Genomic DNA, 26,066 nt, shown 5'->3' with positions numbered 1-26,066 from the left:
AAAGGCGGATCGCCATGTCCGCAACCATCACTTCGACCTCCCCTGCCAACGATTCGGTCACCACCCGCAAGGCGATGCTCGGCCTCGGCCTCGGCAACACCCTCGAGTGGTACGACTGGATGCTCTTCGGACTGGTTTCGGCCTACATCGGCCCTCATTTCTTCCCCTCTCACGACCCCGTCGCCGCGACGCTCAGCGCTCTGGCGGTTTTCGCGGTCGGCTTCGCCGTACGGCCGCTGGGCGGGGTGCTGCTCGGCACCGTCGCCGACCGCATCGGCCGGCGCACGGTCATGCTGCTGTCGGTCACGCTGATGGCGGCTACCACCCTGGTGATCGCGGTTACGCCGACCTACGACTCGATCGGTGTGTGGTCCGGTGTGATCCTGCTGGTCTGCCGCCTGGTCCAGGGCATCTCCACCGGCATCGAGGCGCCGCTGTCCACCGCGTACGCCGTGGAGGTCACCCCGAAGGGGCGCGAAGCGCGCGCCGCGGGCTACATCAGCTTCTACGTCAACCTCGGCATCCTGCTCGCGTCGCTGGTGAGCTTTTTCGTCAGCCTGGCGGTCGGCGGCGCGACCATGCAGGACTGGGGCTGGCGGATCCCCTTCGTGGTAGGCGCGCTGATGGGCATGGTCGTGCTCTACCTGCGCCGCTCCCTGCCGGAGACGCTGCACGAGAACGAGCGCGCCGAGGGCTCGGCGTCCACGGTGTGGCGCGGGGTGGGCAAGCACTGGCTCGGCCTGGTTGCGATGATCTTCGTGGTCGGCGCCGCGCAGGCCTACAACTACGCCTGGACCGTCGGCCTGCCGAACCTCGCGCGCAGCACGTTCAAGGAGGACCCGACCGGGGTCTTCGCCGCCTCCACCGCGCTCGGCGTCGTGATGATCGTCGGCTCTCTGGTGACCGGCTGGCTCGCCGACCGGGCCAAACTGTCCCGCACGTTCGTCGTCACCCGGTTGCTCGCAGTCCCCTCGGTGTTCCTCATGCTCCTGTACACCGAGCCCGGCCTGGGCGGGCTGGTCGGCGTGCTCCTCGGCGGGTCGGTGGTGCTCGTGCTCAACATGACCCTCTACAACCTCGTCGCGACGTCGCTGATGCCGAAGCACAGCCGCGCCACCGGCGTCGCTCTCGGGTACGGCATCGGAGTCGCGCTCTTCGGCGGCACCGCGTCGTACGTGATGATCTGGCTGCAGAGCCAGAACACGACGTGGTTGTTCCCCACCTATACGGCAGTGCTCTCCCTGATCAGTGTCGTGCTCTACCTGGCCGCGCGCAGGTCCACCGGTACCTACGCGGGTGAGTGAGGAATTCCCTGATGCAATTGTCTGATCTCAAGGTCACCTCCGACGAGTTGCGGGCCCCTGTGGTGCGCCGCAGCGACATCGTCGTGGTGGGAGGCGGCCCCGCCGGCGTCAGCGCCGCTGTCGCCGCCGCCCGCGCCGGCGCCGACGTCACCCTGCTGGAGAGGTACTCCGCGCTCGGCGGACTCGCCGCAGGCGGCATGGTCCTGGTGCTCGACGACATGGTCAACGGCCAGGAGATCACTGTCACCGGCCTGGTCTCGGAGTACGTGGACCGGATGGCCAAGCTCGGCCTGGCCGTCTACCCGCCTGAGCATGAACGGGTCAGCTCGGTGGAGATGTGGAACAAATGGGGCCGCTGGGGCGCCTTCGACTTCCACTCCCACAGGAGTCCCAAGCCGATCTGCTACGCCGTCGCCTTCGACCCCGACGGGTGGAAGCGCGTCTCCAACGACCTGGTCCGTGAGGCAGGGGTGCACCTGCGGTTGCACTCGTGGTTCTCCCAGCCGATCGTGGACGAGGGCAGGCTGCGGGGGGTGGTGGCCGAGACCAAGGCGGGTCCCCAGGCCATCATGGCCGACGTGGTCATCGACACCACCGGCGACATCGACGTCGCGGCCCGCTCGGGCGCGGAGTACGCGCACGACAGCTACCTCACCACGCTCGTGTTCAGGCTCGGCGGCGTGGACACCGCGGCTGCCGAGCGGTTCGAGCAGGAGAACCCGCGCGAGGCCAGGGCGATCAACCGCAAGATCAAACGACTGCTCGGCGGCGCGTGGGAGCTGTGGTGGCTGAAGACACCGATCCCAGGCGTCGTCTGGTGTAATTGTCCACATATGTCTGGATTTGACGGGGTGGACCCGGAGTCGCTGACCCAGGCGGAGTTCGAGGCCAGGGCGCGCATCGCCGCAGCGGTCGATGAAGTAAGGCAGAATCTGCCCGGCTTCGAGAACTGCTATCTGCTCGACGTCGCCGAGCAGATGGGCGTCCGGCAGACACGCCTGCTTCAGGGTGAGTACGTCGTGACCAAGGACGACATCACCACCCGGCGGCACTTCGCCGACTCCGTCGCCCGTGGCCGCGACTACTACACCCCTTACCGCGCGCTGCTGCCCCGTCAGGTGGACCAGCTCCTGGTCGCGGGCCGCCACTACTCGGCCACGCCGGACGCGCAGCGGATCTCCCGGGAGATCCCGCCGTGCATGGCGATGGGGCAGGCGGCCGGCGTGGCCGGGGCGCTGGCCGTCGACAAGGGCGTGACGGTACGGCAGGTCGACCCGGCCGCCATCCAGCGTGGGATGCGCGCCCAGGGCGCCGATCCCGGAGACGTCCCAGCCCCCAACGCGGAGGTCGAGGCATGAAGCCGCTCGAAGGAATCACCGTCGTCGATTTCACGCAGGTCTACATGGGGCCGAGCTGTACTCAGCTGCTCGGCGACTACGGCGCCGACGTGATCAAGATCGAGCGGCCCCGCGTGGGGGACCTGTCCAGAAGCTCCATCCCCGACCGCGACGGCTTGGACAACCCGATCTTCCTGTCCATCAATCGCAACAAACGCAGCGTCAGCATCGACACGCGCCGCGAAGAGGGCAAGGAGGTCATATACCGGCTGGTCAAGGATGCCGACGTCGTGGTCAGCAACTTCAGGTCCGGCGTCATGGAGCGCATGGGCTTCGGCTACGAGCGGCTGCGCGAGCTGAACCCGCGCATCGTCTGGGCGTCGGGCACCGGCTTCGGTCCTGAGGGCCCCTACAGCCACAAGGGCGGTCAGGATGTCATCGCGCAGGCATACTCCGGTGTGATGTGGCGGCGCGAGTCACCCGACCTGCCGCTGTCGGTCTACCCGACCACGCTGGCCGACTACACCACGGGCATGCACCTCATGCAGGGCATCCTGCTCGCCCTGCGGACACGCGACCTGACGGGGGAGGGGCAGAAGGTCGAGGTCACGATGTACGACTCCATGCTCCACATGCAGATGCAGGAAGCCTGCATGCAGCTCAACCGCGGCTACGAGATCAACTGGGCGTCGATGCCGCTGAGCGGCGTCTTCACCACCAGCGACGGCGCGGTGTGCATGGTCGGCGCGTTCAAGGAGAACCCGCTGCGCGACGTCTCCGAGGCCCTGGAGCTGGAGGAGGACCTCTCGCAGCGAGAGGAGTTCTCGACCCAGCAGGCACAGTTCGCCCATCGCCCGCAGCTGCAGGCGATCTTCCGTGAGCGCTTCGCCACTAATTCCACTGACCACTGGATCAAGCGTCTGGAGGCACAGGACATCCTGTGCGCGCCGGTCCGCACGATGGAGCAGGCGCTGGCAGACGAGCAGACCGTGGTCAATCAGATGATCCTGGAGATGGACCACCCGGTGGCGGGCGTGGTCAGGGCCTTGGCCGCGCCGATCAGGCTCTCGTCCTCGCCTTACGAGGTACGGCACGCGCCGCCGCGCCTGGGCGAGCACAACACCGAGGTCCTGGCCGAGCACGGCTACTCGGCCGAGCAGATCGAGGCCCTCGTCGCGGCGGGGGTCCTGCGATGACCGTGCACTTCGAGGTCATCGACCACGTCGCGCGGGTCACCATCGACCGCCCGCAGGTCCTCAACGCCGTGGACGACAAGACCCACCGCACGCTCTGCGAGATCTGGGAGCGCATCGAGGCCGACCGCGACGTGCACGTCGTGGTGGTGACCGGCGCGGGGGAGAAGTCCTTCTGCGTAGGCGCCGACATGTCCGCCGACGCGATCGACAAGACCGGGCTCGAGTACTGGGCCGATCTCGATCCCAACGGGTTCGGCGGTCTTTCGCTGCGCACCACGCTCGACGTGCCGGTGATCGCCAGGGTGAACGGCTACGCGTTCGGCGGCGGCATGGAGATGGTGCTGGGCTGCGACATCGTGGTGGCCGCCGAGCACGCGCAGTTCGGGCTGACCGAGCCGCGTGTGGGACGCATCGCGCTGGACGGCGGCGTGACCCAGCTGGTGCGCCGCCTGCCGTACAACCAGGCCATGGGGCTGCTGCTCACCGGACGGCGCGCTCGTGCCGCCGAGCTGGAGCGGATGGGGCTGGTCAACGAGGTGGCCCCGTCGAGCGAGCTGGACGCGGCCGTGGATCGGTGGGTGGCCGACATCCTGGCCTGTTCCCCGTCCTCGCTGCGCGCGGTCAAGCAGATGGTGCAGCGCACCGCCCACCTGACCAGCCAGGAAGCGCGGGCCGTACGGCTGCCCGCCCTGATGGAGGCGCTGGACAGCGAGGACAGCAAGGAAGGCGTCCTGGCCTTCCAGGAGAAGCGCAAGCCTGTTTGGAAGGGACAGTGATGCTGCAGCCGGGCGTATGGGGTGTCGTCGCGACGCCGTTCACCGGATCTACCTTCGACCTCGACGAGCAGAGCCTGGCCAGGCTCGTCGAGCACTACGAGCGGGTGGGGGTCACCGGGCTGACGGTGCTCGGCGTCTTCGGCGAGGCGGCGCAGCTGTCCACCGAAGAGCGCCGCGCCGCACTGGAGACCGTGGTGGACGCCGTCGAGCTGCCTCTGGTGGTGGGAGCGACCTCGCTGGGCACCGCGCCGGTCATCGAGGAGGTGCGCCTGGCCCAGCAGGTGGCCGGCGACCGCCTCGCGGGCGTGATGGTGCAGGTGAACTCGCCGAACCCGCACGTCCTCGCCCGGCATCTCCAGGCCGTCCACGAGGCGACCGGCGCAGGGCTGGTCGTGCAGGATTATCCGCTGGTCAGTGGAGTGAGCATCAGCCCTGACGCACTGGTGACGGCGCTGCGCGACCTGTCGTTCGTGGTCGCGGTGAAGGCGGAGGCGCCGCCCACGCCGGTGGCCGTGGCGACGCTGACGGCCGCGCTGGACGTCCCCGTCTTCGGCGGGCTCGGCGGGCTGGGCCTGCTGGACGAGCTGGCCTGCGGCGCGGCGGGCGCGATGACCGGGTTCTCCTTCCCCGAAGGGCTCATCGCCTGCGTCGAGGGCTGGCGCGAGGGCGGGTACGAGGCCGCCAGGGACGCGTGGCTGCCCTACCTGCCCCTGGTGAACTTCGAGCAGCAGGCCAGGATCGCGCTGGCCATCCGCAAGGAGTGCCTGCGCCGGCGCGGCCTCTTCCTGGAGTCCTCGGTACGGCCACCGGCCGCCTCCCTCCCCGAGTCACTGCACGAGCAGCTCGCGCGGCACCTTGCGGCGGTGCGCTGATGGATCTCGGGCTGAAGGGCAGGACAGCGCTGGTCTGCGCATCCACTGGTGGCCTCGGCGAAGCCACGGCCAGGGCGCTGGCCGCCGAGGGCGCCCGCGTCGTGGTGGCGGGGCGCAGAGGCCGGCGGGCCCGCGAGATCGCCGCCGAACTGCCCGACGCGATCGGCATCGAGGCCGACCTGCTGTCCGCTGAAGGTGTTGAGCACCTGGTGGCCGCCGCAGGACAGGTCGACATCCTCGTACTCAACGGCCCAGGCCCACGGCCGGGTACGGCCGCCGACGCGACCTGCGACGACGTGACGGCGGCTGTCGACGCACTCGTCCGGCCGCACCAGCGGCTGATCTCGCTGACTCTTCCCGGCATGCGGGCCAGAGGGTGGGGTCGCATCCTGGCCATCGGGTCGAGCGGCATCATCGCCCCGCTGCCCAACCTCGCGATGTCCAACCTGGGCAGGGCGGCGCTCGCCGCGTACCTCAAGACGCTGGCCGCAGAGGTGGCCGCCGACGGCGTCACCGTCAACCTGCTGCTGCCGGGCCGCATCGCCACCGACCGGGTCGCCCAGCTCGACGCGGCCGCCGCGGGGCGCGCGGGCACGTCCGTGGCCGAGGTGGAGGCGGCCTCGCGTGCCACCATTCCCGCGGGAAGGTACGGCAGGCCGGAGGAGTTCGGCCAGGTCGCCGCCTTCCTCTGCGGCGAGCCCGCCTCCTACGTCACGGGCACCGCGCTGCGCTGTGACGGCGGCCTTGTCCGAACCCTCTGATTGGAGCTGTCGTGACGACTGTCCAGAACCTCATCGGCGGCGAACGGGTTGGCGATCCCGAACTCGCCAGGCACAATCCCGCCAACCCCGGTGAGATCGTGGCTGTGACGCCCGCCTCCGACGCCTCGGCCGTGCACGCCGCCGTCTCGGCGGCCGAGCAGGCGCAAGGCGCGTGGGCGGCACTACCCGCGCCGGCGCGGGGCGCGATCCTGCTAGACGCCGCCGACCTGCTGCGTTCCCGCCACTCCCAGGTGGCCGAGGACCTGAGCCGCGAGGAGGGCAAGACTCCCGCTGAGGCGACGGGCGAGGTCCGCCGCGCCATCGACGTGCTGCGCTTCTTCGGCTCGCTGGCCTGGCAGGCCTCGGGCGAGGTGCTGCCGAGCGCGATGCCGGGCACCACGATCTTCACCAGGCGTGAGCCCGTCGGCGTGGCCGCGCTCATCACCCCGTGGAACTTCCCGATCGCGATCCCCGCGTGGAAGATGGCCCCCGCCCTGGTGAGCGGCAATGCGGTGGTCATCAAGCCCGCCGAGCTCACCCCGCTGTCCGTTGCTCACCTGAGCAATGCCCTGGTCGAGGCGGGGCTGCCCGCAGGAGTGCTGAACGTCGTACACGGCACGGGCTCTGTCGCCGGCGACGCGCTCGCCAGGGACCCGCGGGTGGCGGCGCTCTCCTTCACCGGCTCGACCCGCGTGGGCCTCGGCCTGCACACGATCCTCAGTGAGCGCAGGGCCCGGGTGCAGCTGGAGATGGGCGGCAAGAACGCCTACCTCATCCTGGACGACGCCGACCCCTTGGCCGCCGCGAAGGTCGTCGCCGCGAGCGCGTTCAGCCTCACCGGGCAGGCCTGCACGGCGACCTCACGGGTGTACTGCACGCCCGGGATCATGGAGGCCTTCCTCGCCGCGCTGGCCAAGGAAGCCGAGGCGTTCACCATGGGGCCGGTGGTGAGCGAGCAGCAGCTGGCCGTGGACGTGTCCGCGATCGACGTGGCCCGCGCCGAGGGCGCCACGGTCGTCACGGGCGGCGACGTCCCTTCGGGGCAGTTCCTCCGGCCGACCGTGCTGACCGGCCTGGCCCACACCTCGCCGGTGGTCCGCGACGAGATCTTCGGACCCGTCGTGGCCGTGCTGGGCGTGGACTCCTACGAAGAAGGGCTGGCCCGGGTCAACGACTCCAGGTACGGCCTGACGGCGGGCATCTGCACCCGCGACCTGACCGCCGCCCACCACTTCGCCGCGCACGCCCAGGTCGGCGTCGTCAAGGTCAACCGCCCGACCACGGGTCTGGACCTGAACGTGCCCTTCGGCGGGGTGAAGGACTCCTCGTCCAACACCTTCAGAGAGCAGGGAACGGCCGCGCTCGACTTCTACACCTGGAGCAAGACCGTCTACCTGGGGCACGAGTGAATCTGCACACGCTCCCCAAGGCGGAGCTGCACCTGCACCTGGAAGGCGCGATCCGCCCTTCCACCGCCGCCGAGCTGGCTGACCGGTACGGCCTGCCCGCCCCGCCGGGCGGGCCGTTCAACGGGTTGAGCGAGTTCGTGGTGGCCTATGAGCGTGCCCGCGACCTCATCGGCAGCCTGGACGACCTGCGTCGGGTCGCCCGCGAGCTGGTCGAGGACGCCGCCGCCCAGGGCGTCGTCTGGACCGAGGTGCACGTGATCCCGCCGACGTACGCGGGCAGGCTCGGCCCCGCCGAGGGCGTGCTGGAGGCGGTGCTCGACGGGCTGAGGTCCGGCTCGTCCGCGGCGAGCGGCGCGGGCGTCATCGTGGGCGTGAACCGTGGCCTGCCCTTGGACCAGGCCGAACGCTCCCTGGCCCTCGCCGTCGCCTATCGCGACCAGGGCGTGGTGGGGTTCGGCCTGGCCGGTGACGAGGCACGCTTCCCTGCCGCGGCCTTCGCCGGCGTGTTCACTCATGCCAGAGATGCCGGCCTGGCCGCGGTTCCGCACGGCGGCGAGGGAGCGGGCGCCGACAGCGTGCGCGCCTGCGTGGAGATGCTCGGCGCGCGCCGGGTGAACCACGGGATCAGGGCTGTCGAGGACCCGGGCCTGGTCGCGGAGCTGGCCGAGCGGCAGGTGTGTCTCGACGTGTGCCCCTCCTCGAACATCGAGCTGCAGGTCAGCCCGTCCTTGGCCGAGCACCCACTACCCGCGCTCATGGACGCCGGCGTGCCGGTGACCGTCAACAGCGACTGCCCGCTGTTCTGCGGCAGCACCCTTGTCGAGGAGTACGACCTGGTCAGGCGCTGGCTCGACCTCGATGTAGCGGCCCTGGCCCACATTGCGGAGACCTCGCTGCGGTTCAGCTCGTGCCCGGTCGACCGGTTGGAGCAAGCCATGGCGGACCTGGCCCGGTGGCGCGGCGAGTGAATTCGTGATTCCGGCCGCGACGAAGACCGCTGCCAGCGCGAACCAGCCGGTCGGCCCGGGTGCGGACACGACCGCGGCACAGGCGAGGGGGCCGGCCATCGCCGACAGGGAGAAGGCGGTGGAGTACGCCGACTGGTAGGCGCCCATCCGGCCCGCGGGGGCCGCCGCGAAGGACATGTACCAGCCGCTTGCCGCCTGCAGCAACTCCCCTGCGAGCCGAAGGGCGGTGCCGGCCATGAGCAGGACGATCGCGACCCACTGGGTGGCCTCGCCGCTGAAGGACAGCGCCAGGCAGGCGGCGGCGAGGTAGAGGCCGGCGCGGCGGGCGGCGGCTGCGGCGCGCTCGGCGGTCTCGATACGTCTGCTGGCGCGGACCTGCAACAATACGGCGCCGACGGTGCTCGCGCTCAGCACGATTGCGATCGTCACGCGGGGCAGATCGGTGCGCGTGGTGATCCACAGTGGCAGGGCGATCGTGAGAACGGCCGCGTGCAGCGAAAGGAGCGCCTGGCACCCGCTGCTGAGCAGGAAACGCCAGTCCGTGACGAGCCTGGTGGCGACCTCGTCCCGCTCGTGGTGCGATGGACGGGCTGGTGACACGATGTGCGCGATCACGAGGGCGGTGATGAGGAAGGTGGCGATGTCGACAGCCAGGAGCGCCAGGAACAGCGGCCGCGAATCGTTCAGCAGAGCGAGCCCTCCGACCGCTGTGCCGATCGCGGCTCCGGCGCTCGTCACCGAGCGCAGGTAGGCGCGGGTGCGGACCAGGTCGGTGCGGTCGGTGACGGAGGCGATCAAGGCGTTGCGGACTCCGGCCGCCCCCCGTTCAGCGCTGATGGCCACGCCGGCGACGACCAGGAACTGGATCCACGTGCTGAGCGCCGCGTAGAGGGCGACGGCCGTCCCTTGGATCACCGTCAGGGCGACGAAGACGGGCTTGGCGCCGACGCGGTCGGCCATGTGCCCCAGGGGCACGCCGACGAGCAGCGCGGCGCATCCGCCGATGGCGAGCCCGGAGCCGACCTGGGCAACCGTCAGGCCGACGGTGCGCACCAGGAACACCGTGCTCATGGCGGCGAACACACCGTTGCCGATGCTGTTGACGAAGGTGGCGGTGGCCAGCGAGCGTGCCGGCCCCGACGCCGGAAGCAGACCGGCTACCAGCGACCGGGGTAATCTCGACGTGCCAGGGGTGGAGGTCATAGCCGGGCCGGGTCGTCGAGCATGCGGACCATGTGCAGCTTCGCGATGGCCGTTCCGTCGATGATGACCGCCCGCGGCTCCCGGCCCCAGACCTGGAACCCGCACGAGCTGTAGAGGCGTTCGGCGGGGAGGTTGCCCTCGGAGACGGTCAGGCAGACCTGAACGACGCCGTCGATAGCGGCGGCGAGGTCCAGGACCCGTCTCACCAGCACCTTCCCGATGCCCTGGCCGGTTGCGTGCGGCGCGACGGCCATCCCGAACAACGTCGCCTTGTGGCGCTCCTGGCGGCGTGCGGGCACCGCCAGCCCGGCGATGCCGAGCAAGTTTGAGCCGCTGTCGAAGGCACCGACCACCGCGTCGTGGGGTCTCCCGACCGCGGCCAGCCGCTCGATCGTCGCCGACAGCGGCTTGGTGCTCTCCTCGCCGTAACTCGAGGTGAACGCGCTGGGCGCGTGCCTCAGCGCCTCCAGGCGGAAGGACCGATACTCCTCGGCGTCCTCGACGGTGAGCCTGCGAACGGTGATTCGCTCGGGTGGGAGCGGGCGTGCGGTCATGCGATCGGCCTGTCGGTCAGGGGCGGCGGACCCGGGTGCACCGGGTGAGGTACGGCATGGTGATCTCGCTCTGGCCCTTGAGGTCGGCATGCGAGTCGAGGAGCTGCTCCACCTCGCGCAGCAGCCGCAGCCTGTCGGGGTCGGGAAGGGTGATGACGTAGCTGCGGGACGCGACCATGTCGAGCAGTTCGGCCCGGGTCATGACCTGGCTCCATCGGATCTCCAGTCGTTCGGGGCTGCTGAACGGTTCCGCGATCGACGGCTGGGTGTCGATGGCCTGCCGGGTATGCCGGTGCAGGATGCCGTCGAGGTCGGCGACCCAGGGCTCGGTGTTGTCGCGGATGTTCCAGACCAGGGCCAGCGTCCCGCCGGGGACGAGGACGCGTGCCACCTCCTGCACCGCGAGAGCGGGGTCGACCCAGTGCCAGGTCTGCGCGACGACGACGGCGTCGACGCTGCCATCCTCGAGCGGGATGCGTTCGGCGGAGCCCTCGCGGACGATCGCGGCCGGGACGGCGGCGGACAGCTGGGCGCGCATGCCCTCGGAAGGTTCGACGGCGAAGACCTTCAGACCGGCATCGACCAGGAGCCGCGTGAACTGCCCTGTGCCCGCGCCCAGGTCGAGGACCCTTCTGGCACTGCGCGGTATCAGCCACTCGAGCGACGACAGTGGGTATCCGGGCCGCCCTCGGTGATAGACCGCCGGCACGGTGCCGAACGAGCCGGCTTGCAGCTGGCGGGACCAGCGGCGGGACGCACCCTGCCGGGTCATGCCGCACGCCCGGCCGATCTCCTCCCAGCTCGCCTGGCCCTGGCCGCGCAGCTTCTCGATGATCGCCGTTCTCCGGGCCTCCATGGCGGAGATCGTCTCGGTCAACCGCCGAAGGCTTGCCAGGCCGCCCTCGCCGGCCACGTCGTCCGCGGTGCGGCGGGCGTCCTCTTTCAAGGGATCCACGGACACGCAACATATGTTGCCCTTGGCTCCCTGTCAACATTTGTTGCGTGCTGTCTCCCTCCAGCCGCCCACTCAGATACCCGGCTACCCACCCCCGGCTATCGAGTCGACATCTGACACGGTGGCCGCCTAAGATCGGCCACCGCACCTACCTCGTCGAGCCTTTTACACCGCTCCGAGGGCGCGACCAATCGGGAGACATATGAAGCGCATTGCCATTTTCACTGGTTCGTCGTCCGGCGCTGACCCCGGCTTCTCGGATTTGGCGGCCGGTGTCGGTCGCGAGCTGGCTCACAGGGGGATCGGCGTGGTGTACGGCGGTGGGCGCGCCGGGCTCATGGGAGCGGTTGCCGATGGGGCCCGCGAGGCCGGCGGTGAGGTGATCGGGGTGATCCCGCGGAGCATGGTCGATCGGGAGTGGGCGCACGACGGTATCGCCGAACTGCACGTCTGCGAGACGATGCACCAGCGAAAAGCGATCATGGCGGAGAAGGCCGATGCTTTTCTGGCCCTGCCGGGAGGGCTCGGAACCCTGGAAGAGATCTTCGAGGTGTGGACCTGGCGGCAGCTCGGCTTTCATCGCAAGCCGGTGGGTTTCCTGAACGCCAACGGCTTCTGGAGCCCCTTGCTCAATGCGCTGAACGCCATCGTGGCCGGCGGGTTCCTGTCCGCTCTCGCCATGGAGGACATCATCGTGGAGCAAGAGCTGCCCGCCGCGCTAGAAGCGCTCTCCCGACAGATCGTCGGCGCGTGAGAGCCAGGCGCCGCCCGGACGATCTCCTGCCCGGGCGGCCCAAATCCGGTTGCGGGACGAGCTGAGCCTCTCCCATACTCTGCGCCATGGTCAAAACCTCCCTCTTCCTGTCGCCTGCCCACTCCGCCGCCGCGGTGGTGCCGGGCCGACAGCAGATCTGCCGCCCCTGGAGGCCGATGCTAGTCCGAGCATGATCGCCGCCCTGGTCGCGGGGCTCCTGGCCGGCTATGGCATCGCCATCCCGGTGGGCGCGGTCGCGACATATCTGGTGGCCCTCACCGCTCGAACGTCCTTGAAGACCGGAGCTTTCGCCGCACTCGGAGTGGCGACCGCAGACGGTCTGTACGCCTTGATCGCCACCCTCGGCGGTGCCGCACTCACTCCCTTCGTCCAACCGGTCGTGGCCCCGCTGCGCTGGGGAGCGGCGCTGGTCCTCATCGCCCTGGCCCTTCGGGGAACGACGATGGCGATCAGGCATTACCGCCAACGCCATCGCCCGGCCACAACCGATGACAGGCCGATCAGTCCGGCAGGTGCCTTCTGGGCGCTGTTGGGCCTCACGATGCTGAACCCCCTCACCGTGATCTACTTCGCAGCACTGGTGCTCGGCATCCAAACCGCAACAACTGTGCACGTCCTAGAACAGGCGGTGTTCGTCGCAGCCGCTTTCGCGGCCTCGGCGAGTTGGCAACTGCTCTTGGCCGGCAGCGGTGCGCTGCTCGGTCAGCTCATCACGGGCAGCCGCGGGCGGCTGGCCACCGCTCTGACTTCCAGCGCAGTGATCGTCTTTCTTGCGCTGCACCTGCTTTCATCTGCGATCTGATACGCCGAGGCCGCGGAGACTCCCCCCGTCAACCCAGGGCGCCGATCGGCCTGTCCGGTCGGCGCCCCTCGTACTTACTTGGCAATGTCAAGGCTCGTGCTGGATCCAGCCCAGCCCTGCTCCCAGGCGGCCTGTGCCGGCGGCGTGTCGAGTAGAAACGCCGAGCTTGGTCATCGCCGAGGAGAGGTAGTTGCGTACGGTGCCGGGTGCGAGGCCGAGACGGGCACGGCGGCCTCACGAGCTGGGGCGCTCATCCTTGACTCACTCACCTGAAGGGATGGGCTGAACCCTTGATCACCATCGAGGCGTACCATGAATGATCATGAGCGCTTATCTGATCGCGACCGTCCGTCCGACCGGGAACGAGGAGGAACTCGCTGAATACCGGCGGCGTGTCGGCGCGACGCTGGAGCCGTACGGGGGCCGGTATCTGGCGCGCGGCGAGCCGGTCGCCGTCCTGGAGGGAGACTGGAACGGCGCGCAGGTCGTGGTGGTGGAGTTCCCTGACGCGGCGGCCGCGCGGGCTTGGAACGACTCGGCGGCTTACCAGGAAATCGCTCCTCTGCGCATGCGTAACACTCTCAGCGTACGGGTGATCGTGGAAGGCCGATGAATCGGAACAGGTCACGACCGTGAGTTCCGCTCATCCGCGTGAATGCCTTCATTGACCGGCCGTTCGGAGGTAACCCGGCAATGGTGTGCCTGCTGCCGGAGCCTGCTGATGAGGAGTGGATGCAGCAGGTCGCAGCCGAGCTGAACCAGCCGACCACGGCCTTCCTGCACGATCGGCGGCTGCGCTGGTTCACGCCGACCAGCGAACTGCCGCTATGTGGGCACGCCACCCTTGCCGCCGCTCACGTCCTGTACGAGACCGGCTTGGCAGCGTCGGCCGAGCCGATCGTCTTTGAGACCGCGTCCGGTCCACTTCACGTGTGGAGTGAGGACAACCTCGTGTGGATCGGGTTCACCCCCGTGGCGCTCCACGAGGAATCCGCTCCCGGTCCCGTTTTGGAGGCCCTCAACCTTGACGACGCGGTCTGGTTCGGCCGCAACGACCACGAGTACGTCGTCATGCTCGACACCCCCGGCCAGGTCGAGGCCGTCTGCGGCGTGCTCGGCATCGCTGAACTCCTCGGCGTCCTTGGTGTGCATGTCGGTGCACTCCTTGTCGTTGTCAGTGGTTACACCCTCTGACAGGACAGCCCGGCAAGCTGTGACAGGAACTCAGGGAGAGGGTTGAGGGATGCGCGTCACGGCGTCGATCAGGGCAGGTGGATGGACGCGCCGGGGCCGACCGGCAGACCGGCGAAGTAGAAGATGGCCAGCACGCCGACCCACACCAGACCGAACGCGGGTACGAACGGCAACAGCCGGGACACCAGCGTGCCGAGCTTGAGGTCGGGCTCGTACTTCTGCGATGCGGCCAGGATGAAGTACAGGAAGATGTGCATGGGGGAGACCGCCTGGGTGATCGAGTCGCCGATGCGGTGGGTGGCCTGGATGATCGCCGGGGACAGGCCGAGCAACATGAGCGCCGGCACCATCACTGTCGACTCCAGCGACCACAGGCCGGAGCCCGAGGTGATCACCAGGTTCAGCACAGTGGACAACAGCACGAGGAAGACCAGCGCGGGAAATCCGACGAGCCCGACGGCCTGCGCGGTGTCGGCCAGCTTCACCGCGAGGAACGTGGCCAGCCCGCTCCACGACAGCACGCTGAGCGTCTGGGCCACGATGAAGATGAGCGTGATGAACCCGGCCATCTCCTTGATCGCCGTGGTCATCATCTTGGAGACGTCGCGGTCCTCCTTGGCCAGCCCGACCACTCGGCCGTAGGTGTAGCCGAACAGGAAGAACACCAGCGCGATGATCGGCACCAGGTTGCTCAGCAGCGGAGAGGGGACCAGCGAGCCGTCCGGGTCGCGCAGCGGGCTGCCCGGGATCAGCCAGGCCAGCACGATCAGCGCCACGAAGCCGGCCACCACGAGCCCGCTGACCAGCAGCGCGCGCCGTTCCCGCGGCGTCACCTCCACCCTCGCGTCGCCCTGACCGGGACGCCACGCCGGCAGCCTGGGTTCGAGCACCCGGGAGATCAGCAGCCCGCCGACGATCGGCAGGATCACGCCGGCCGCGGCGCCGAAGTAGTAGTTCATCGCGATGTTGGTGGCGTACCCGCCGGCTCCCGGGAGCAGCGCGGCGGCCTTCTCGGTGATGCCGGCCAAGCTCGCGTCCAGTGTGCCCAGCAGCAGACCGCCGGCGTACCCGGTGGCGGTGCAGGCGTAGGCGCCGATGAGGCCGGCGAGCGGGTGGCGGCCGACAGCGCTGAACACCAGGGCCGCCAGCGGAGGGATGACCAGGAACGACGCGTCCGACATGACGTGTCCCTGACAGGCGACGAACGCCACCACGTACGGCACCAGGGAGCGGGGCACGCGATAGAACGCCAGGCGTACGGCGGCCTCCAATGCGCCGGTGCCCTGCGCCACGCCCACCCCGAGCACAACGGTCAGCACCGGGCCGAGCGCCGGGAATTCCACGAAGTTGTCCACCGCCGAGTCGAGCAGCTCGACCAGTCCCTCGCCGGAGAGCACGCTCTTGACCGGCGTCGCCCCGGCCGCGCCGGGCAGTTGCACCGTGGCGCCGAGGGTCTGCGCGACCCACGAGGCGAGCGCGATCACGACGAACAGGCCGACGAACATGACGAACGGGCTGGGCAGCCTGTTGCCCAGTCGTTCCACTCCGCCCAGCACCCGGTCAAGGGTCGTTGGTTGCCCGGTCTTCAGCATGAGGGGATCCTTCGCGCCGCCTGGGGTGGCTCTCGTCGGCATGTGATTGGCGAAAGTATGGGCAGCGCACTCATATCAGGCGATTTATCGCCGGAAACCGTCGTACGGATCGGCATTTGTGCACGTACTGGTCATATCGACAAGGAGCCTTTCGCATCGCTGAAACAGCGGCCGCTCATCACCGTCCCCCGGAGCCGAGCGCCCACAGGTCCAGCGGCGTCGTCGAGGACCAGCGGCCGACCGGGTCGAGCACCCTCCCGTACAGCTTGACCTGGCGGAGCACCATCTGCCGGTCCACGATCGTGGCGTGCGGGAACTCGTGGCGCAGCCGGGTGACCAGCTCGTGCAGGTCGGCCACCCCGTGCAGGCCCACGGTGAGCAGCAGGTTGTTGGGGCCGGCGATGGCCGCACAGGTACGCGTCTCGGGCCAGCGCAGGAGCTGCTCGCCGGTGCTCTCCAGGTGGTCGTCCGGCATCGCCAGCCACAACACCGCCGAGTCGTGCCAGCCCGCCAGCCGCCTGGCCAGGTCGCAGCGGAAGGTGATGTCGCCCACCGCGACCAGCCGGTTGATCCGGCGCTGCACCGTCCGCGCGGACAACCCGAGCTCGGCTTCGAGCTCGGCGAAACTACGCCGCCCGTCCACGCTCAGCGCGACGAACAGGCGCCGGTCGATCTCGTCCATCGGCCGCGTCGCCGCGGGAGTGCTCTGCTCCGTATGCAGGCGGGCGGCCTGGTGCGCGTTCAGCACCCGCAGCCGCCACCGCATGCTCAGGTCGAACGCCCGGGTCGCGATGTGCGTGCGCACCCGGGTCACCCCGGGTTGCCTGGGCAACTGGTGCAGCAGGTATTCGGACAGAGCGGCCAGATCTGGGGCGATCGCGATCGTCCACAGGTCGTACGAACCGGCGATGTGCTGCACCGTGATCATGTGCGGCTGTTGTGCCAGCTCCGCGGCGACCTGGCCGGCCGCACCGGCTTCGCAGGTCAGCTCCAGGAACGCCACGCTCATGGTGTGCAGCTGGCGCTGCCCCAGGGCGACCGTGCACCACGCGAGCCGGTCGTCGGCCAGCCTTTTCCAGCGCCGGGCCGCGGTGACCGGATCCATGCCCAGCACGTCGCCGACCTCGGCCCAGGAAGCCCGGGGATTGATCTGGAGCGCGTCTATCAACTCCAGGTCGTTCTCGCGCAGCATGACGGATTCCACGGTGTTCGAACTCCAATCATGTCGGATTCCGGCAGTGTAGGCGTAGATTGAGCCGGATCGCGATGATTCCTGTGTGAATGACCTACTGTTGCGCGGCGCCCGCGTGGTGGATCCGGAGACGGGGCTGGACGCCGTCCGCCACGTCGCCATCACGGGCGACAAGATCACATCAGTGTCGGAGGATCCACCGCCCGCCCGGCGCGAAGTCGACGTGTCCGGCCGTGTGCTCGCTCCGGGCTTCATCGACCTGCACAGTCACGCGCAGACCGTCGGCTCGCTGCGGATGCAGGCCCTGGACGGAGTGACCACAGCCCTGGAACTCGAATCGGGCGCGGCCCCGGTGCGGGTGGCGTACCAGCGCGCGAGCGACGAGGGCCGGCCGATCAACTTCGGCTACTCCGCCTCCTGGGCCATGGCGAGGATGAAGGTGTTCGACGGCGCCGAGCCGGACGGCGGGTGGGAGAGCTTCGCCGCCCTGTGCGGCGGCCCGCGCTGGCGGGACCGGGCCACCCCTGCCCAGATCGACCTGGTGCTGGCCGAGCTGGAGGCCCAGCTGCACGAGGGCGCGCTGGGCATCGGGGTGCTGCTCGGCTACGCCCCGCAGACCGGGCGGAAGGAGTACGTCCAGGTCGCCCGGCTGGCCGAGCGCTACGACGTGCCCACGTACACCCATGCCAGGTTCAAGAACCCCGATGACCCGCACACCGCGCTGGAGGGGATCGCCGAGGTGGTCGCCGCGGCGGCCGGCACCGGCGCGCACATGCACCTGTGCCACATCAACAGCACCTCGCTGCGCGCCATCGACGAGATCGGCGCGGTGGTCTCGGGCGCGCGCCGGCACGGGCTGAGGGTGTCCACCGAGGCCTACCCGTACGGCGCGGGCATGACCACCGTCGGCGTGCCGTTCCTGTCCCCGGAGAACCTGCCCGAGCTCGGCATCACGCCGAGCGACCTGGTGATCGCCGCCACCGGCGAGCGGCCGGCAAATGCCGAGCGGCTGCGCGAGATCCAGCGCACCGACCCGGGCGCCATGGTCGCCATCCACTACCTGGACGAGGACGACCCGGCGGACTGGTCGGTGCTGGAACGCGCCCTGCTGCTGCCCGACACCGCGGTCGCCTCCGACGCGATCCCGTTCGCCGGACCGGACGGCCGGCTGATCACCGACACCTGGCCGCTGCCTCCCGGAGCGACCGGTCATCCACGCACGAGCGGGACGTTCTCCCGGTTCCTCGCGACGATGGTGCGGGGCCCCGGCCACCTGACCCTGATCGAGGCGGTACGGCGGTGCACGCTCCAGCCCGCCGAGGTGCTGTCCTCGGTGGCGCCGCAGTTCCGGCACAAGGGCCGGGTGCAGGCCGGCGCGGACGCCGACCTCGTGCTGTTCGACCTCGACGCGGTCTCGGACCGGTCGACCTACGCCGAGCCGGGGCGCCCCTCGACAGGCGTCGACCACCTGCTCGTGGGCGGCGAATTCGTGGTGCGCGATGGCGAACTGCTTCAGGACGCGAGGCCCGGCAGGGCCGTGAAGGGAAGGCTGGCATGACCGAGCAGGTGACGCTGTCGGACATCCGCGCCGCCGCCGACCGGATCTCCGACACCGTGGTACGCACCCCGCTGGTGCCGTTCGCCCTGGCGGATCCCGGACGACCACTGTGGATCAAGCCCGAGTCGCTGCAGCCGACGGCGGCCTTCAAACTGCGCGGCGCCTACAACAAGATCAAGCAACTGCTGCCGGAAGCCCGGGAGCGCGGGGTGGTCGCGCACTCCAGCGGCAACCACGCCCGCTCGGTGGCCTGGCTGGCGCAGCGGCTCGGGCTGCGCGCCGTGATCGTGATGCCCGACACCGCGCCGCCGAACAAGATCGACATCGTACGGTCGCTGGGCGCCGAAGTCGTGCTGGTGCCACCGGCTCTCCGGGACACCCACGGGTTCGTGCTCGCCGAGCAGTACGGCTACCTGCCGGTGCCGCCGTTCGACGATGCGGCGGTCGTGGCCGGCCAGGGCACCGTGGGCCTGGAGATCATGGAAGACCTGCCCGACGCCGACGTGGTGCTGGTCCCGGTCAGCGGGGGAGGGCTGGCGGCCGGGGTGGCGACCGCCGTCAAGGCGCTGCGACCGCGGACCCTGGTGATCGGGGTGGAACCGGAGCTGGCCTCGGACGCGGCCCAGAGCCTGCGCGAAGGCCGGCGCGTCGCGTGGGAGCCGGAGCAGACGTACCGGACCGTGGCCGACGGGCTGCGCACCAACGTCCTCGGCGTGGTGCCGTGGGAGCAGATCCGCCGCCACCTCGACGGGATCGTGACCGTCAGCGAGGAGCAGACCCTGGACGCCGTACGGCGCCTGGCCCTGGACGCTCGCCTCGTTGCCGAGCCGAGCGGTGCGGTCACCTTCGCGGCCTATCTCGCCGGGGAGACGGCCGGCAGACATGTGGCCATCCTCAGCGGCGGTTCGGTGAATCCGCAGCTGCTGGCGGACGTACTGACCGAACCCACCCGCCAGGAGGCTCTCCATGGCCACTGATCCCCGCCACCCGTACAGCCCCGCCGTAGTCGCGGCCGGGCTGGTCTTCGTGTCCGGCTCGCTGCCGCTGCGGGAGGACGGCACCGTGGTGGCCGGCGGGCGGGCGGCGCTGGACGCGGCGGTCGACACCATGCGGCGGCGCATGGCCACGGTGGGGGCTCGAATGGAGGACGTGGTGAAGCTGACCTATTTCGTCACGGACATCGCGCTGCGCGATGTCGCCAACCAGCAGTTCCTCGACCTCTGGCCCGAACCCAGGCCGGCCCGCACCGTCGTCGGGGTGTCCGAGCTGCCCTACGGCAGCGTGGTGGAGATCGACGCGGTGGTGAAGGCCCCCTGACCCCGGCCGGGCACGGGCGTCGGCCGGGTCGGGCAGCCGTTCGACGCGGGCCGTCGCCTGGCGGGCTGGGCCGGGGATGCGTCGCAGGTCAAGAAGTACACGCCGTAGGAGTGTGTCGTGTCACCCAGTGCCGCTGACGCTCGTCGGCTCGATGACGAAGATCACTCGGACTTGATCACGGCCCCTGTACCAGGAATACGGCTTGCCCGTGTACTTGTGGGAGAGCTTCTCGATGTGGTCGACCGCGCCCTTCGTGGTGATGTCGATCACCCGGCCGCGCACCTGGACGTAGTGCGAGGGGTTCTCCGGGGAGGAGACCGCGATCGCCACTCGCGGGTCCCGCTCGATGTTCCTGGTCTTCAGGTGGGTCTGCACGCTGTTGATCAGCACGTGCTCACCGTCGGTGTCCACCCAGGTCTGGGTCACCTGCGGCGAGCCGTCGGTCATCGTGGTGGCGAGGTAGCAGACGCTCGGCCCGCGCAGCAGGTTGAGCAGTTCTTCACTGAGTGTCACGGATCTCTCAGACGTCGAACGCGATCGTGGAACTTCTTTGATACACCAAGATCGAACCTCGCTCGGAATAGACGCCCCGGTGGCGGAGCCGCCCCGGTCGCCGTCTGAGGTGTGAAGCACGCACGCGCGGGTGGCATCGAGGCAGCGCGCCGATTCGCCGTGTCCACCCGGCATGGCGCTGATCATCACGAGCCCGCCCGCTCCCCGGCCATGGACATGGCACCGGTTCGCGTCGAGATTGGTCGGCAGGCGTGGTCGTTGCCTGGCCGGCGCCGATCGGACGACATGAGGAGCGCGCATGAGGATCGTGGAACTCGCCTCGGTGGACGGGTATATCGCCTTCGACCTGGACTGCCCGATGAGCGCGGGCGGCACGCGGCTCGCCCCGGACGTCACTCGCGGCGAAGCCGGGCTGCTGGCGCGCGCGATGACGTACAAGCTGGCCGTGCTTGGCGAGCCGATCGGCGGGGCCAAGGCGGTGCTGCGGGCCAAGGCCGAGGATCGGGCGGCCACCGTGGCCCGCTATTGCCAGGAGATCACTCCGCTGGTCGAGAAGGGCGATTTCCTCACCGCCTCGGACCTGGGCACGCGTACGCAGGACTTCGCCTCGCTTCCTGGCTACCGTACCGACGCGGTGATGCACCAGGAGGTCGGCGGCGAACTGGTGGACACCATCGTGACCGGCTTGGGCGTGGTCGTCGCCGCGGAGACCGTGCTCGGCGGTCTGGCTGGGCGGACGCTCGCGGTGGAGGGGTTCGGCAAGGTGGGTGGCGCCGTCGTGCGGGAGGCCGCGCGGCGGGGCGCGCGCATCGTCGCCCTCTCGACCCTGCACGGTTGCGTGGCCGACCCCTCAGGGCTGGATGCCGCCGCCCTGGAAGGGCTGCGCGCCGAGTACGGCGACGCCTGCGTGGGCCGGCTCGGTCTCCCCGTGCACCCGGCCGAGGCGCTCTACGAGGTGGCCGCGGACGTGCTGGTGCCCGGCGCGCGGACCGGCACCCTGACCGCCGAGCGCGCCGCCCGGGTACGTGCCCGCGTGGTCGCCCCGGCGGCGAACGTGCCCTACACCGCGGCCGGGCTGCGCACGCTGCGAGAGCGTGGAGTGGTGACGCTGGCGGACTTCGTCTGCGGGGCCGGCGCCACGATCGGCTACCTCGCCGAACGGGCCGGTCATGTCTCCGACGTCGTGTCGGCTCGGGCCCTGGTGGCGGAGCGGGTCGGCCGGCTCACCGCCACGGCGCTTGAGCATCCCGGCGGCCCGTTCGCGGGCTCGTGCGCCGTGGCCGAGGACTTCCTCGCCACCTGGCGCGACTCGGGCGGCCTCCCCGACGGCCCACCCCTCGCCCCCGAGCAGGGGCGGTGAGGTCTCGCACTGCGCAGGTGCGTTGCACGATGGGGAGCGACGGTACGGGTCACGGACGGCGGACGCGGTAGCGCAGGTGCTCGGGACCGCCGAGGCCGCCGAGACCCCGTTGCGCCGGGCCCGGCTGGAGAGCCTCGGCTGCCGGATCCGTAGTCTCGGCGACCAGCGGATCGCCGAGGTCTACCTGGCCCACAGTGACAGCGCCATGGTGCTGGTCCTCCGCCGTCAGTGGGATGGCGGCGACGACGGGGCGGCGCCGGCGCGGCGGCGGATCGCCACGTCCACGCTGGCCGCTCTGGCCACCGGCAACCTGGTCACGGAGTCCGCCGTCCGCAGCGCCAGCCGTACGGTGCGGCCGGCCACCGGGCGGATCTCCAAGACGACGGTCAGCCCGTCACGGGGCGACTGCGCCTGGACGTTGCTCTGGACCTGAACTGACTGACGTGTCGGGTGCGAATATCGCGGCTCGGCGGTACTCGTTGATCGCTCCTCCGAGTATCTTGTGGCGTTCGATTCTCCCCCGCCGAGTGCGTCCTTCCGGTCGCGGATGTACTCCCGATCCATCCGGAAGCGGATGGGCTGAAGACTGTCGAGGTCGGCGACGTGGTTGGCGGCGTTGGCAGGCGGTGCGGATGACGAAGCCGTGCTCGTTGCCGGTGGGATGGTGGTGACGCGGAGGCGTGTACCGGCCAGAGCCAGGAGCTACATCACCGCCCTGCGCCAGGATGCGTCTGCCGTCCAATCGGTACTCCTCCGGGCGGCGCAGCGTGCTCGTCAGCACCTCGGGGAGGACCGCTCCGTGTCCTGGCGCCGTCCGTTCGCCCGGGTGAGGCCGTCCATCAACAGGTCGAGCAGCCGTTCGGCCTGCGGCCGCTGGTGGGCAGCCCCAGTCACGAGGGTTGCGCCCGCCAGGGCCGTGAGGATGTCGGATGCGGGCACGTCCTCCCGGATCACCCCCTGGGCGATCCCGGCGAGACGGAACTCCTCGACCGCGCCGGTCAGTTGCTCGCGCGTCTGCGAGCTCAGCCCTTCGTCACTCCGCAGGAGGGCCTTGAGCGTGTCGGCCATCCCGTGCTTGGCGGCGAGGTAGTCCAGCACCTCGGACATCCACGCCCGCAGGGCCCGGTCGGCGGGCAGTTCGCCGAGGAGGTCCGCAGTCCGGGCGGCGAGCCGGGCCGTCTCGTATCGGTAGGTGGCGTCGACGAGCTGCTCGCGGGTCGGGAAGCGTCGGTACAGGGTGGCGATCCCGACACCCGCGTCCTTCGCGATCTGTTTCAGGGTCGCGGCGGCACCGTCCCGCGCGAAGGCCAGGGCGGCCGCGGCGAGCAGCTTGTCCTCGTTGGCCCGTGCGTCGGCCCGCATCGGCCTGTCAGACGGATCAGGCATGCGTCTCTTTCCCCTCGGTTTGCTATGTGGAGTCGGCTCCGTTTAGCATGGCGGCGGATAACCGGACCCGGCTCCGATTATCCGGGACGGTAGCAGATGCCTACCGGCCGGTTCCATCACACCGCCTCGATCCCGAAAGGGCGTCCACCGGGTCATGCAGTACCGCACGCTGGGTAGTACAGGAGTCCAGGTCAGCTCGCTGTGCCTGGGCGCGATGATGTTCGGCAAATGGGGCAATCCCGATCACGACGAGTCGATCGGCATCATCCGCACGGCGCTCGACGCGGGCGTCAACATCATCGACACGGCCGACCTGTATTCGGGCGGAGAGTCCGAGGTCATCGTCGGAAAGGCGATCGCCGGACGGCGCGACGACGTCGTCCTGGCGACCAAGGTGTCGAGCCCCATGGGCCCCGGGCCCAACGAACGCGGCGCCTCGCGGCGCTGGATCGTCCGGGCCTGCGAGCAGAGCCTGCGCCGCCTGGGCACCGATCACATCGACCTGTACCAGGTCCACAGGCCCGACCCCGCCACCGACCTCGACGAGACCTTGGGCGCGCTCTCCGACCTCGTCCGCGCAGGCAAGATCCGCTACGCCGGGTCATCGACGTTCACCCCCTCGGCCATCGTCCAGGCGCAGTGGACCGCCGAGCGACGGCAACGCGAGCGCTTCGTCTGCGAACAGCCGCCCTACTCACTCCTGGTCCGGGGCGTCGAGGCCGACGTGCTCCCCACCTGCGAGGCGTACCGGATGGGGGTGCTCGCCTGGAGCCCCCTGGCCGGGGGCTGGCTGTCCGGCCGCTGGCACCGCGAGGCGGCCGACCCGTCCAGCCACCGCACGCGGACGATGCCCTTCCGCCACACGTCCGCCCACTACGACCTGTCCATCCCGGCCAACCAGGCCAAGCTCGACGCCACCACCGAGCTCTCCGGCATCGCCGACGAGGCGGGCCTGACGCTGATCCAGTTGGCGCTGGCGTTCGTCACCACGCACCCGGCGGTCTCCGCGGCGATCATCGGCCCGCGCACCACCGAGCACCTGCACGACCAGCTCAGCGCCGCGGACATCGTCCTGGAGCCCGCCGTACTGGACCGCATCGACAGCATCGTGGCGCCCGGAACCGACCTCAACCCCGACGACGCGGGCTACAGCGCCGCCGTCCTGGCCGACCCGAAGCGCCGTCGCCGCGCCGTCGTGCAGTGAACTGGGCGAGCCGCTGTTGGTGCTGAGGAGCGGCAGGCACCGGTTGACGCCATGCTTCTGTTCGGGCTGATCTGGTTTGATCGTTTCTCGCAAGGCTGTGGACATTTGGGCACAACCTGGGCATGTCGGGCGCGCCGGGCTCATGGGAGCGGTTGCCGATGGGGCCCGCGAGGTCGGCGGCGAGGTGATCGGGGTGATCCCGCGGAGCATGGTCGATCGGGAGTGGGCGCACGACGGTATCGCCGAACTGCACGTCTGCGAGACGATGCACCAGCGAAAAGCGATCATGGCGGAGAAGGCCGATGCTTTTCTGGCCCTGCCGGGAGGGCTCGGAACCCTGGAAGAGATCTTCGAGGTGTGGACCTGGCGGCAGCTGGGCTTTCATCGCAAGCCGGTGGGTTTCCTGAACGCCAACGGTTTCTGGAGCCCCTTGCTCAATGCGCTGAACGCCATCGTGGCCGGCGGGTTCCTGTCCGCTCTCGCCATGGAGGACATCATCGTGGAGCAAGAGCTGCCCGCCGCGCTAGAAGCGCTCTCCCGACAGATCGTCGGCGCATGAGGATCCGGCCCGAACATGCTGCCCCGTCAATCCCCCGCCGTACCAGCCGGCCTTCGCCCGAGAAGCCCGTTATAGGGCGGGCTTCGCGGTCGCGGGCCGCGGGGCGCGCAGATGGGCGCGTGCTCGCAGCTCCTCCTCGTCCACGAACGTGAGCATCGGCGCACCTGGCGCGCAGATCATGACCACCACGAACTGGCACCGTATATCGGTCCGGTTGTTGGCGGCCTGGTAGTGGATGACGTCCCCGCCGGGCTCCCAGAACGCCTCGCCCGTACCGATGACCCGCTCCGACTCGCCCTCCAGCTCAAAGAGCATCTCGCCTTCGGCCACGTAACCGAAGACCGGCCCTGAATGCCGGTGCGGTGGGGCACCCGCCCCGCCTGGCGGTACCTCCACCGTCGCGACCTCCACCATCGCACCCTCAGGAAGGAAGGGCGGGACCTGGCAGAGCAATGACGTAAGGGGTGACCCAGACAATTGCGCCTCTTCTGCATCTTCGGACATGTCCAAAATGCTAGGCCCGAAATCATCCTGTCCAGTGGACCAGTTGACCCGCCAATCCTTGGACCAATCACGACCGTCCGGACGAACCACTGCTCTTTCGCCGTGCGGAGCCATGGATATCGGAACGACTGAGGCCCACCACCACGACGACCAGGGCGACGAACAGCAGCGCGGGCCAGCTCGCCTATGGGCAGTGGCTCCGCCGTATCAGGCGCAGGTCCGAAGCTCGCGGTCCTCGCCCGCTGGAAGGATGCCGGGGACGGGCCGTGCAGGTCGAGCGCGCCGATGAAGAGCGGCTCCGCCTCGCCGTCCGGCGCGATCAGTGCACGGCACCGCAGCGCCACCGCGCCCACCCAGCGCTGGCGCGTGTTCCCCGCCCACCGCTCCAGCAGGGCGAGCGGCTCGACGGCGGCGCCGGGCAGGTCGGCCTGGACGGCCGCGTCGACCAGGGTGCTCACGACCTCCGTCCACGTGATCGCGGCAACGCGCGCCTGAACCGTCCGTTCGCGCGCCTTGACCTCGGATCGGAAGGGCACGTAGCGGAGTGGCCTGACCCGAGCTGCGCCTGAACGTCGCGCATGATCCTCGGCAGTGGAGACTCGGGGTTTCTCTCATGCCCTTTTGTCGTTATTGGTAGGTTTGGGCGCTTTGAGGCGGAAGTTAGTGGGGTGGATGCGGTGCGGCGGTTTGGGTGCGTAGTAGGTGGCATGGTGGCCGGGTGCTTGGTGGCGGGGTGCTCTGCTCTGCCGGGGCTGAGCGCAAACCAGGCGGCGCC

At 69.8% G+C, this 26,066-nt stretch carries 27 protein-coding genes and 1 pseudogene; 20 read left to right on the top strand and 8 right to left on the bottom strand.

Going from position 1 to position 26,066, the window contains the following annotated elements:
- Nucleotides 1-14 precede the first annotated feature (14 nt).
- Genes ACQPWU_RS46755 through add form a run of 8 tightly spaced genes read left to right on the top strand, consistent with a single transcriptional unit; the run spans nucleotide 15 to nucleotide 8,623 of the window.
- Nucleotides 15-1,304 (top strand): MFS transporter, encoded by a 1,290-nt coding sequence (locus ACQPWU_RS46755; RefSeq protein WP_433432502.1) that lies wholly within the window; start codon nucleotides 15-17, stop codon nucleotides 1,302-1,304.
- An 11-nt stretch (nucleotides 1,305-1,315) separates the two neighbouring features.
- Nucleotides 1,316-2,662 carry an FAD-dependent oxidoreductase gene (locus ACQPWU_RS46750; protein ID WP_433432500.1) on the top strand — a complete coding sequence of 449 codons (1,347 nt, stop codon included), beginning with the start codon at nucleotides 1,316-1,318 and terminating at the stop codon, nucleotides 2,660-2,662.
- Complete coding sequence (locus ACQPWU_RS46745; RefSeq protein WP_433432498.1) at nucleotides 2,659-3,837, top strand: CaiB/BaiF CoA transferase family protein; 1,179 nt, start codon at nucleotides 2,659-2,661, stop codon at nucleotides 3,835-3,837. The genes ACQPWU_RS46750 and ACQPWU_RS46745 overlap by 4 nt, the downstream gene beginning before the upstream one ends.
- Nucleotides 3,834-4,613: an enoyl-CoA hydratase-related protein gene (locus ACQPWU_RS46740; RefSeq protein WP_433432496.1), complete on the top strand. Its 780-nt coding sequence runs from the start codon at nucleotides 3,834-3,836 to the stop codon at nucleotides 4,611-4,613. Before ACQPWU_RS46745 ends, ACQPWU_RS46740 begins: the two co-directional genes overlap by 4 nt.
- Nucleotides 4,613-5,485 carry a dihydrodipicolinate synthase family protein gene (locus ACQPWU_RS46735; RefSeq protein ID WP_433432494.1) on the top strand — a complete coding sequence of 291 codons (873 nt, stop codon included), beginning with the start codon at nucleotides 4,613-4,615 and terminating at the stop codon, nucleotides 5,483-5,485. The genes ACQPWU_RS46740 and ACQPWU_RS46735 overlap by 1 nt, the downstream gene beginning before the upstream one ends.
- Nucleotides 5,485-6,246 carry an SDR family oxidoreductase gene (locus ACQPWU_RS46730; protein ID WP_433432492.1) on the top strand — a complete coding sequence of 254 codons (762 nt, stop codon included), beginning with the start codon at nucleotides 5,485-5,487 and terminating at the stop codon, nucleotides 6,244-6,246. Before ACQPWU_RS46735 ends, ACQPWU_RS46730 begins: the two co-directional genes overlap by 1 nt.
- A gap of 11 nt (nucleotides 6,247-6,257) precedes the next feature.
- Entirely contained in the window at nucleotides 6,258-7,655 is a 1,398-nt protein-coding gene (locus ACQPWU_RS46725; RefSeq protein ID WP_433432490.1) for an aldehyde dehydrogenase family protein, read from the top strand.
- Nucleotides 7,652-8,623: an adenosine deaminase gene (gene add, locus ACQPWU_RS46720; RefSeq protein ID WP_433432488.1), complete on the top strand. Its 972-nt coding sequence runs from the start codon at nucleotides 7,652-7,654 to the stop codon at nucleotides 8,621-8,623. The genes ACQPWU_RS46725 and add overlap by 4 nt, the downstream gene beginning before the upstream one ends.
- Nucleotides 8,624-8,722: 99 nt before the next feature.
- Here the strand turns inward: add and ACQPWU_RS46715 are convergent.
- From ACQPWU_RS46715 to ACQPWU_RS46705, 3 genes and pseudogenes are all read right to left on the bottom strand, one after another.
- Nucleotides 8,723-9,826 (bottom strand): annotated as a pseudogene (locus tag ACQPWU_RS46715) (MFS transporter); the annotation flags it as partial.
- The gene (locus tag ACQPWU_RS46710; RefSeq protein ID WP_433432486.1) at nucleotides 9,823-10,380 is read right to left on the bottom strand and encodes a GNAT family N-acetyltransferase; all 558 of its coding nucleotides are present in this window, start codon (nucleotides 10,378-10,380) and stop codon (nucleotides 9,823-9,825) included. The pseudogene ACQPWU_RS46715 and the gene ACQPWU_RS46710, both read right to left, overlap by 4 nt.
- Before the next feature lie 16 nt (nucleotides 10,381-10,396).
- Nucleotides 10,397-11,341 (bottom strand): class I SAM-dependent methyltransferase, encoded by a 945-nt coding sequence (locus ACQPWU_RS46705; protein WP_433432484.1) that lies wholly within the window; start codon nucleotides 11,339-11,341, stop codon nucleotides 10,397-10,399.
- 196 nt (nucleotides 11,342-11,537) lie between these two features.
- Here ACQPWU_RS46705 and ACQPWU_RS46700 point away from each other — a divergent pair, with 196 nt between their 5' ends.
- The 4 genes from ACQPWU_RS46700 to ACQPWU_RS46685 all read left to right on the top strand — a co-directional run bounded on the left by ACQPWU_RS46700 (nucleotide 11,538) and on the right by ACQPWU_RS46685 (nucleotide 14,106).
- Nucleotides 11,538-12,089 (top strand): TIGR00730 family Rossman fold protein, encoded by a 552-nt coding sequence (locus tag ACQPWU_RS46700; RefSeq protein ID WP_433432482.1) that lies wholly within the window; start codon nucleotides 11,538-11,540, stop codon nucleotides 12,087-12,089.
- A gap of 190 nt (nucleotides 12,090-12,279) precedes the next feature.
- Complete coding sequence (locus ACQPWU_RS46695) at nucleotides 12,280-12,912, top strand: LysE family transporter (protein ID WP_433432481.1); 633 nt, start codon at nucleotides 12,280-12,282, stop codon at nucleotides 12,910-12,912.
- A 322-nt stretch (nucleotides 12,913-13,234) separates the two neighbouring features.
- Nucleotides 13,235-13,525, top strand: coding sequence for a DUF1330 domain-containing protein (locus ACQPWU_RS46690; RefSeq protein ID WP_433432479.1), 291 nt, complete (start codon nucleotides 13,235-13,237; stop codon nucleotides 13,523-13,525).
- A gap of 38 nt (nucleotides 13,526-13,563) precedes the next feature.
- A complete protein-coding gene (locus ACQPWU_RS46685; RefSeq protein ID WP_433432477.1) occupies nucleotides 13,564-14,106 on the top strand; it encodes a PhzF family phenazine biosynthesis protein in 543 nt (180 codons plus the stop codon).
- 68 nt (nucleotides 14,107-14,174) lie between these two features.
- On the opposite strand, the gene ACQPWU_RS46680 is transcribed toward ACQPWU_RS46685, so the two are convergent.
- Nucleotides 14,175-15,698 (bottom strand): AbgT family transporter, encoded by a 1,524-nt coding sequence (locus ACQPWU_RS46680; RefSeq protein ID WP_433432475.1) that lies wholly within the window; start codon nucleotides 15,696-15,698, stop codon nucleotides 14,175-14,177.
- A gap of 178 nt (nucleotides 15,699-15,876) precedes the next feature.
- Nucleotides 15,877-16,902: an Lrp/AsnC family transcriptional regulator gene (locus ACQPWU_RS46675; protein ID WP_433432473.1), complete on the bottom strand. Its 1,026-nt coding sequence runs from the start codon at nucleotides 16,900-16,902 to the stop codon at nucleotides 15,877-15,879.
- A 73-nt stretch (nucleotides 16,903-16,975) separates the two neighbouring features.
- Here ACQPWU_RS46675 and ACQPWU_RS46670 point away from each other — a divergent pair, with 73 nt between their 5' ends.
- From ACQPWU_RS46670 to ACQPWU_RS46660, 3 genes are read left to right on the top strand one after another with little or no spacing between them, the layout of a single operon-like run.
- The gene (locus ACQPWU_RS46670) at nucleotides 16,976-18,448 is read left to right on the top strand and encodes an amidohydrolase family protein (protein WP_433432471.1); all 1,473 of its coding nucleotides are present in this window, start codon (nucleotides 16,976-16,978) and stop codon (nucleotides 18,446-18,448) included.
- On the top strand, nucleotides 18,445-19,425 hold the full coding sequence (locus ACQPWU_RS46665) for a threonine ammonia-lyase (protein ID WP_433432469.1): 981 nt from the start codon (nucleotides 18,445-18,447) through the stop codon (nucleotides 19,423-19,425). Before ACQPWU_RS46670 ends, ACQPWU_RS46665 begins: the two co-directional genes overlap by 4 nt.
- Nucleotides 19,415-19,765 (top strand): RidA family protein, encoded by a 351-nt coding sequence (locus ACQPWU_RS46660; protein WP_433432467.1) that lies wholly within the window; start codon nucleotides 19,415-19,417, stop codon nucleotides 19,763-19,765. Before ACQPWU_RS46665 ends, ACQPWU_RS46660 begins: the two co-directional genes overlap by 11 nt.
- Nucleotides 19,766-19,885: 120 nt before the next feature.
- On the opposite strand, the gene ACQPWU_RS46655 is transcribed toward ACQPWU_RS46660, so the two are convergent.
- Nucleotides 19,886-20,278 carry a PPOX class F420-dependent oxidoreductase gene (locus ACQPWU_RS46655; RefSeq protein WP_433432465.1) on the bottom strand — a complete coding sequence of 131 codons (393 nt, stop codon included), beginning with the start codon at nucleotides 20,276-20,278 and terminating at the stop codon, nucleotides 19,886-19,888.
- Between the two features lie 298 nt (nucleotides 20,279-20,576).
- Here ACQPWU_RS46655 and ACQPWU_RS46650 point away from each other — a divergent pair, with 298 nt between their 5' ends.
- Entirely contained in the window at nucleotides 20,577-21,638 is a 1,062-nt protein-coding gene (locus ACQPWU_RS46650; RefSeq protein WP_433432463.1) for a Glu/Leu/Phe/Val dehydrogenase dimerization domain-containing protein, read from the top strand.
- 76 nt (nucleotides 21,639-21,714) lie between these two features.
- Entirely contained in the window at nucleotides 21,715-22,071 is a 357-nt protein-coding gene (locus ACQPWU_RS46645) for a hypothetical protein (protein WP_433432462.1), read from the top strand.
- Between the two features lie 341 nt (nucleotides 22,072-22,412).
- On the opposite strand, the gene ACQPWU_RS46640 is transcribed toward ACQPWU_RS46645, so the two are convergent.
- Nucleotides 22,413-23,024, bottom strand: coding sequence for a TetR/AcrR family transcriptional regulator (locus tag ACQPWU_RS46640; protein ID WP_433432460.1), 612 nt, complete (start codon nucleotides 23,022-23,024; stop codon nucleotides 22,413-22,415).
- Between the two features lie 154 nt (nucleotides 23,025-23,178).
- Here ACQPWU_RS46640 and ACQPWU_RS46635 point away from each other — a divergent pair, with 154 nt between their 5' ends.
- Nucleotides 23,179-24,228: an aldo/keto reductase gene (locus ACQPWU_RS46635; RefSeq protein ID WP_433432459.1), complete on the top strand. Its 1,050-nt coding sequence runs from the start codon at nucleotides 23,179-23,181 to the stop codon at nucleotides 24,226-24,228.
- A gap of 97 nt (nucleotides 24,229-24,325) precedes the next feature.
- Entirely contained in the window at nucleotides 24,326-24,787 is a 462-nt protein-coding gene (locus ACQPWU_RS46630; protein WP_433445456.1) for a TIGR00730 family Rossman fold protein, read from the top strand.
- A gap of 69 nt (nucleotides 24,788-24,856) precedes the next feature.
- Here ACQPWU_RS46630 and ACQPWU_RS46625 read toward each other — a convergent pair whose 3' ends face one another.
- Complete coding sequence (locus ACQPWU_RS46625) at nucleotides 24,857-25,201, bottom strand: cupin domain-containing protein (protein ID WP_433432457.1); 345 nt, start codon at nucleotides 25,199-25,201, stop codon at nucleotides 24,857-24,859.
- Nucleotides 25,202-25,576: 375 nt separating this feature from the next.
- Between ACQPWU_RS46625 and ACQPWU_RS46620 the strand changes: the two genes are divergently transcribed.
- Nucleotides 25,577-25,786 carry a hypothetical protein gene (locus ACQPWU_RS46620; protein ID WP_433432455.1) on the top strand — a complete coding sequence of 70 codons (210 nt, stop codon included), beginning with the start codon at nucleotides 25,577-25,579 and terminating at the stop codon, nucleotides 25,784-25,786.
- Nucleotides 25,787-26,066: the final 280 nt, after the last annotated feature.

The sequence above is a fragment of the Nonomuraea sp. CA-141351 genome (assembly GCF_050944675.1).
Taxonomy (GTDB): domain Bacteria; phylum Actinomycetota; class Actinomycetes; order Streptosporangiales; family Streptosporangiaceae; genus Nonomuraea.
This window is presented reverse-complemented; position numbering and strand designations above follow the sequence as displayed.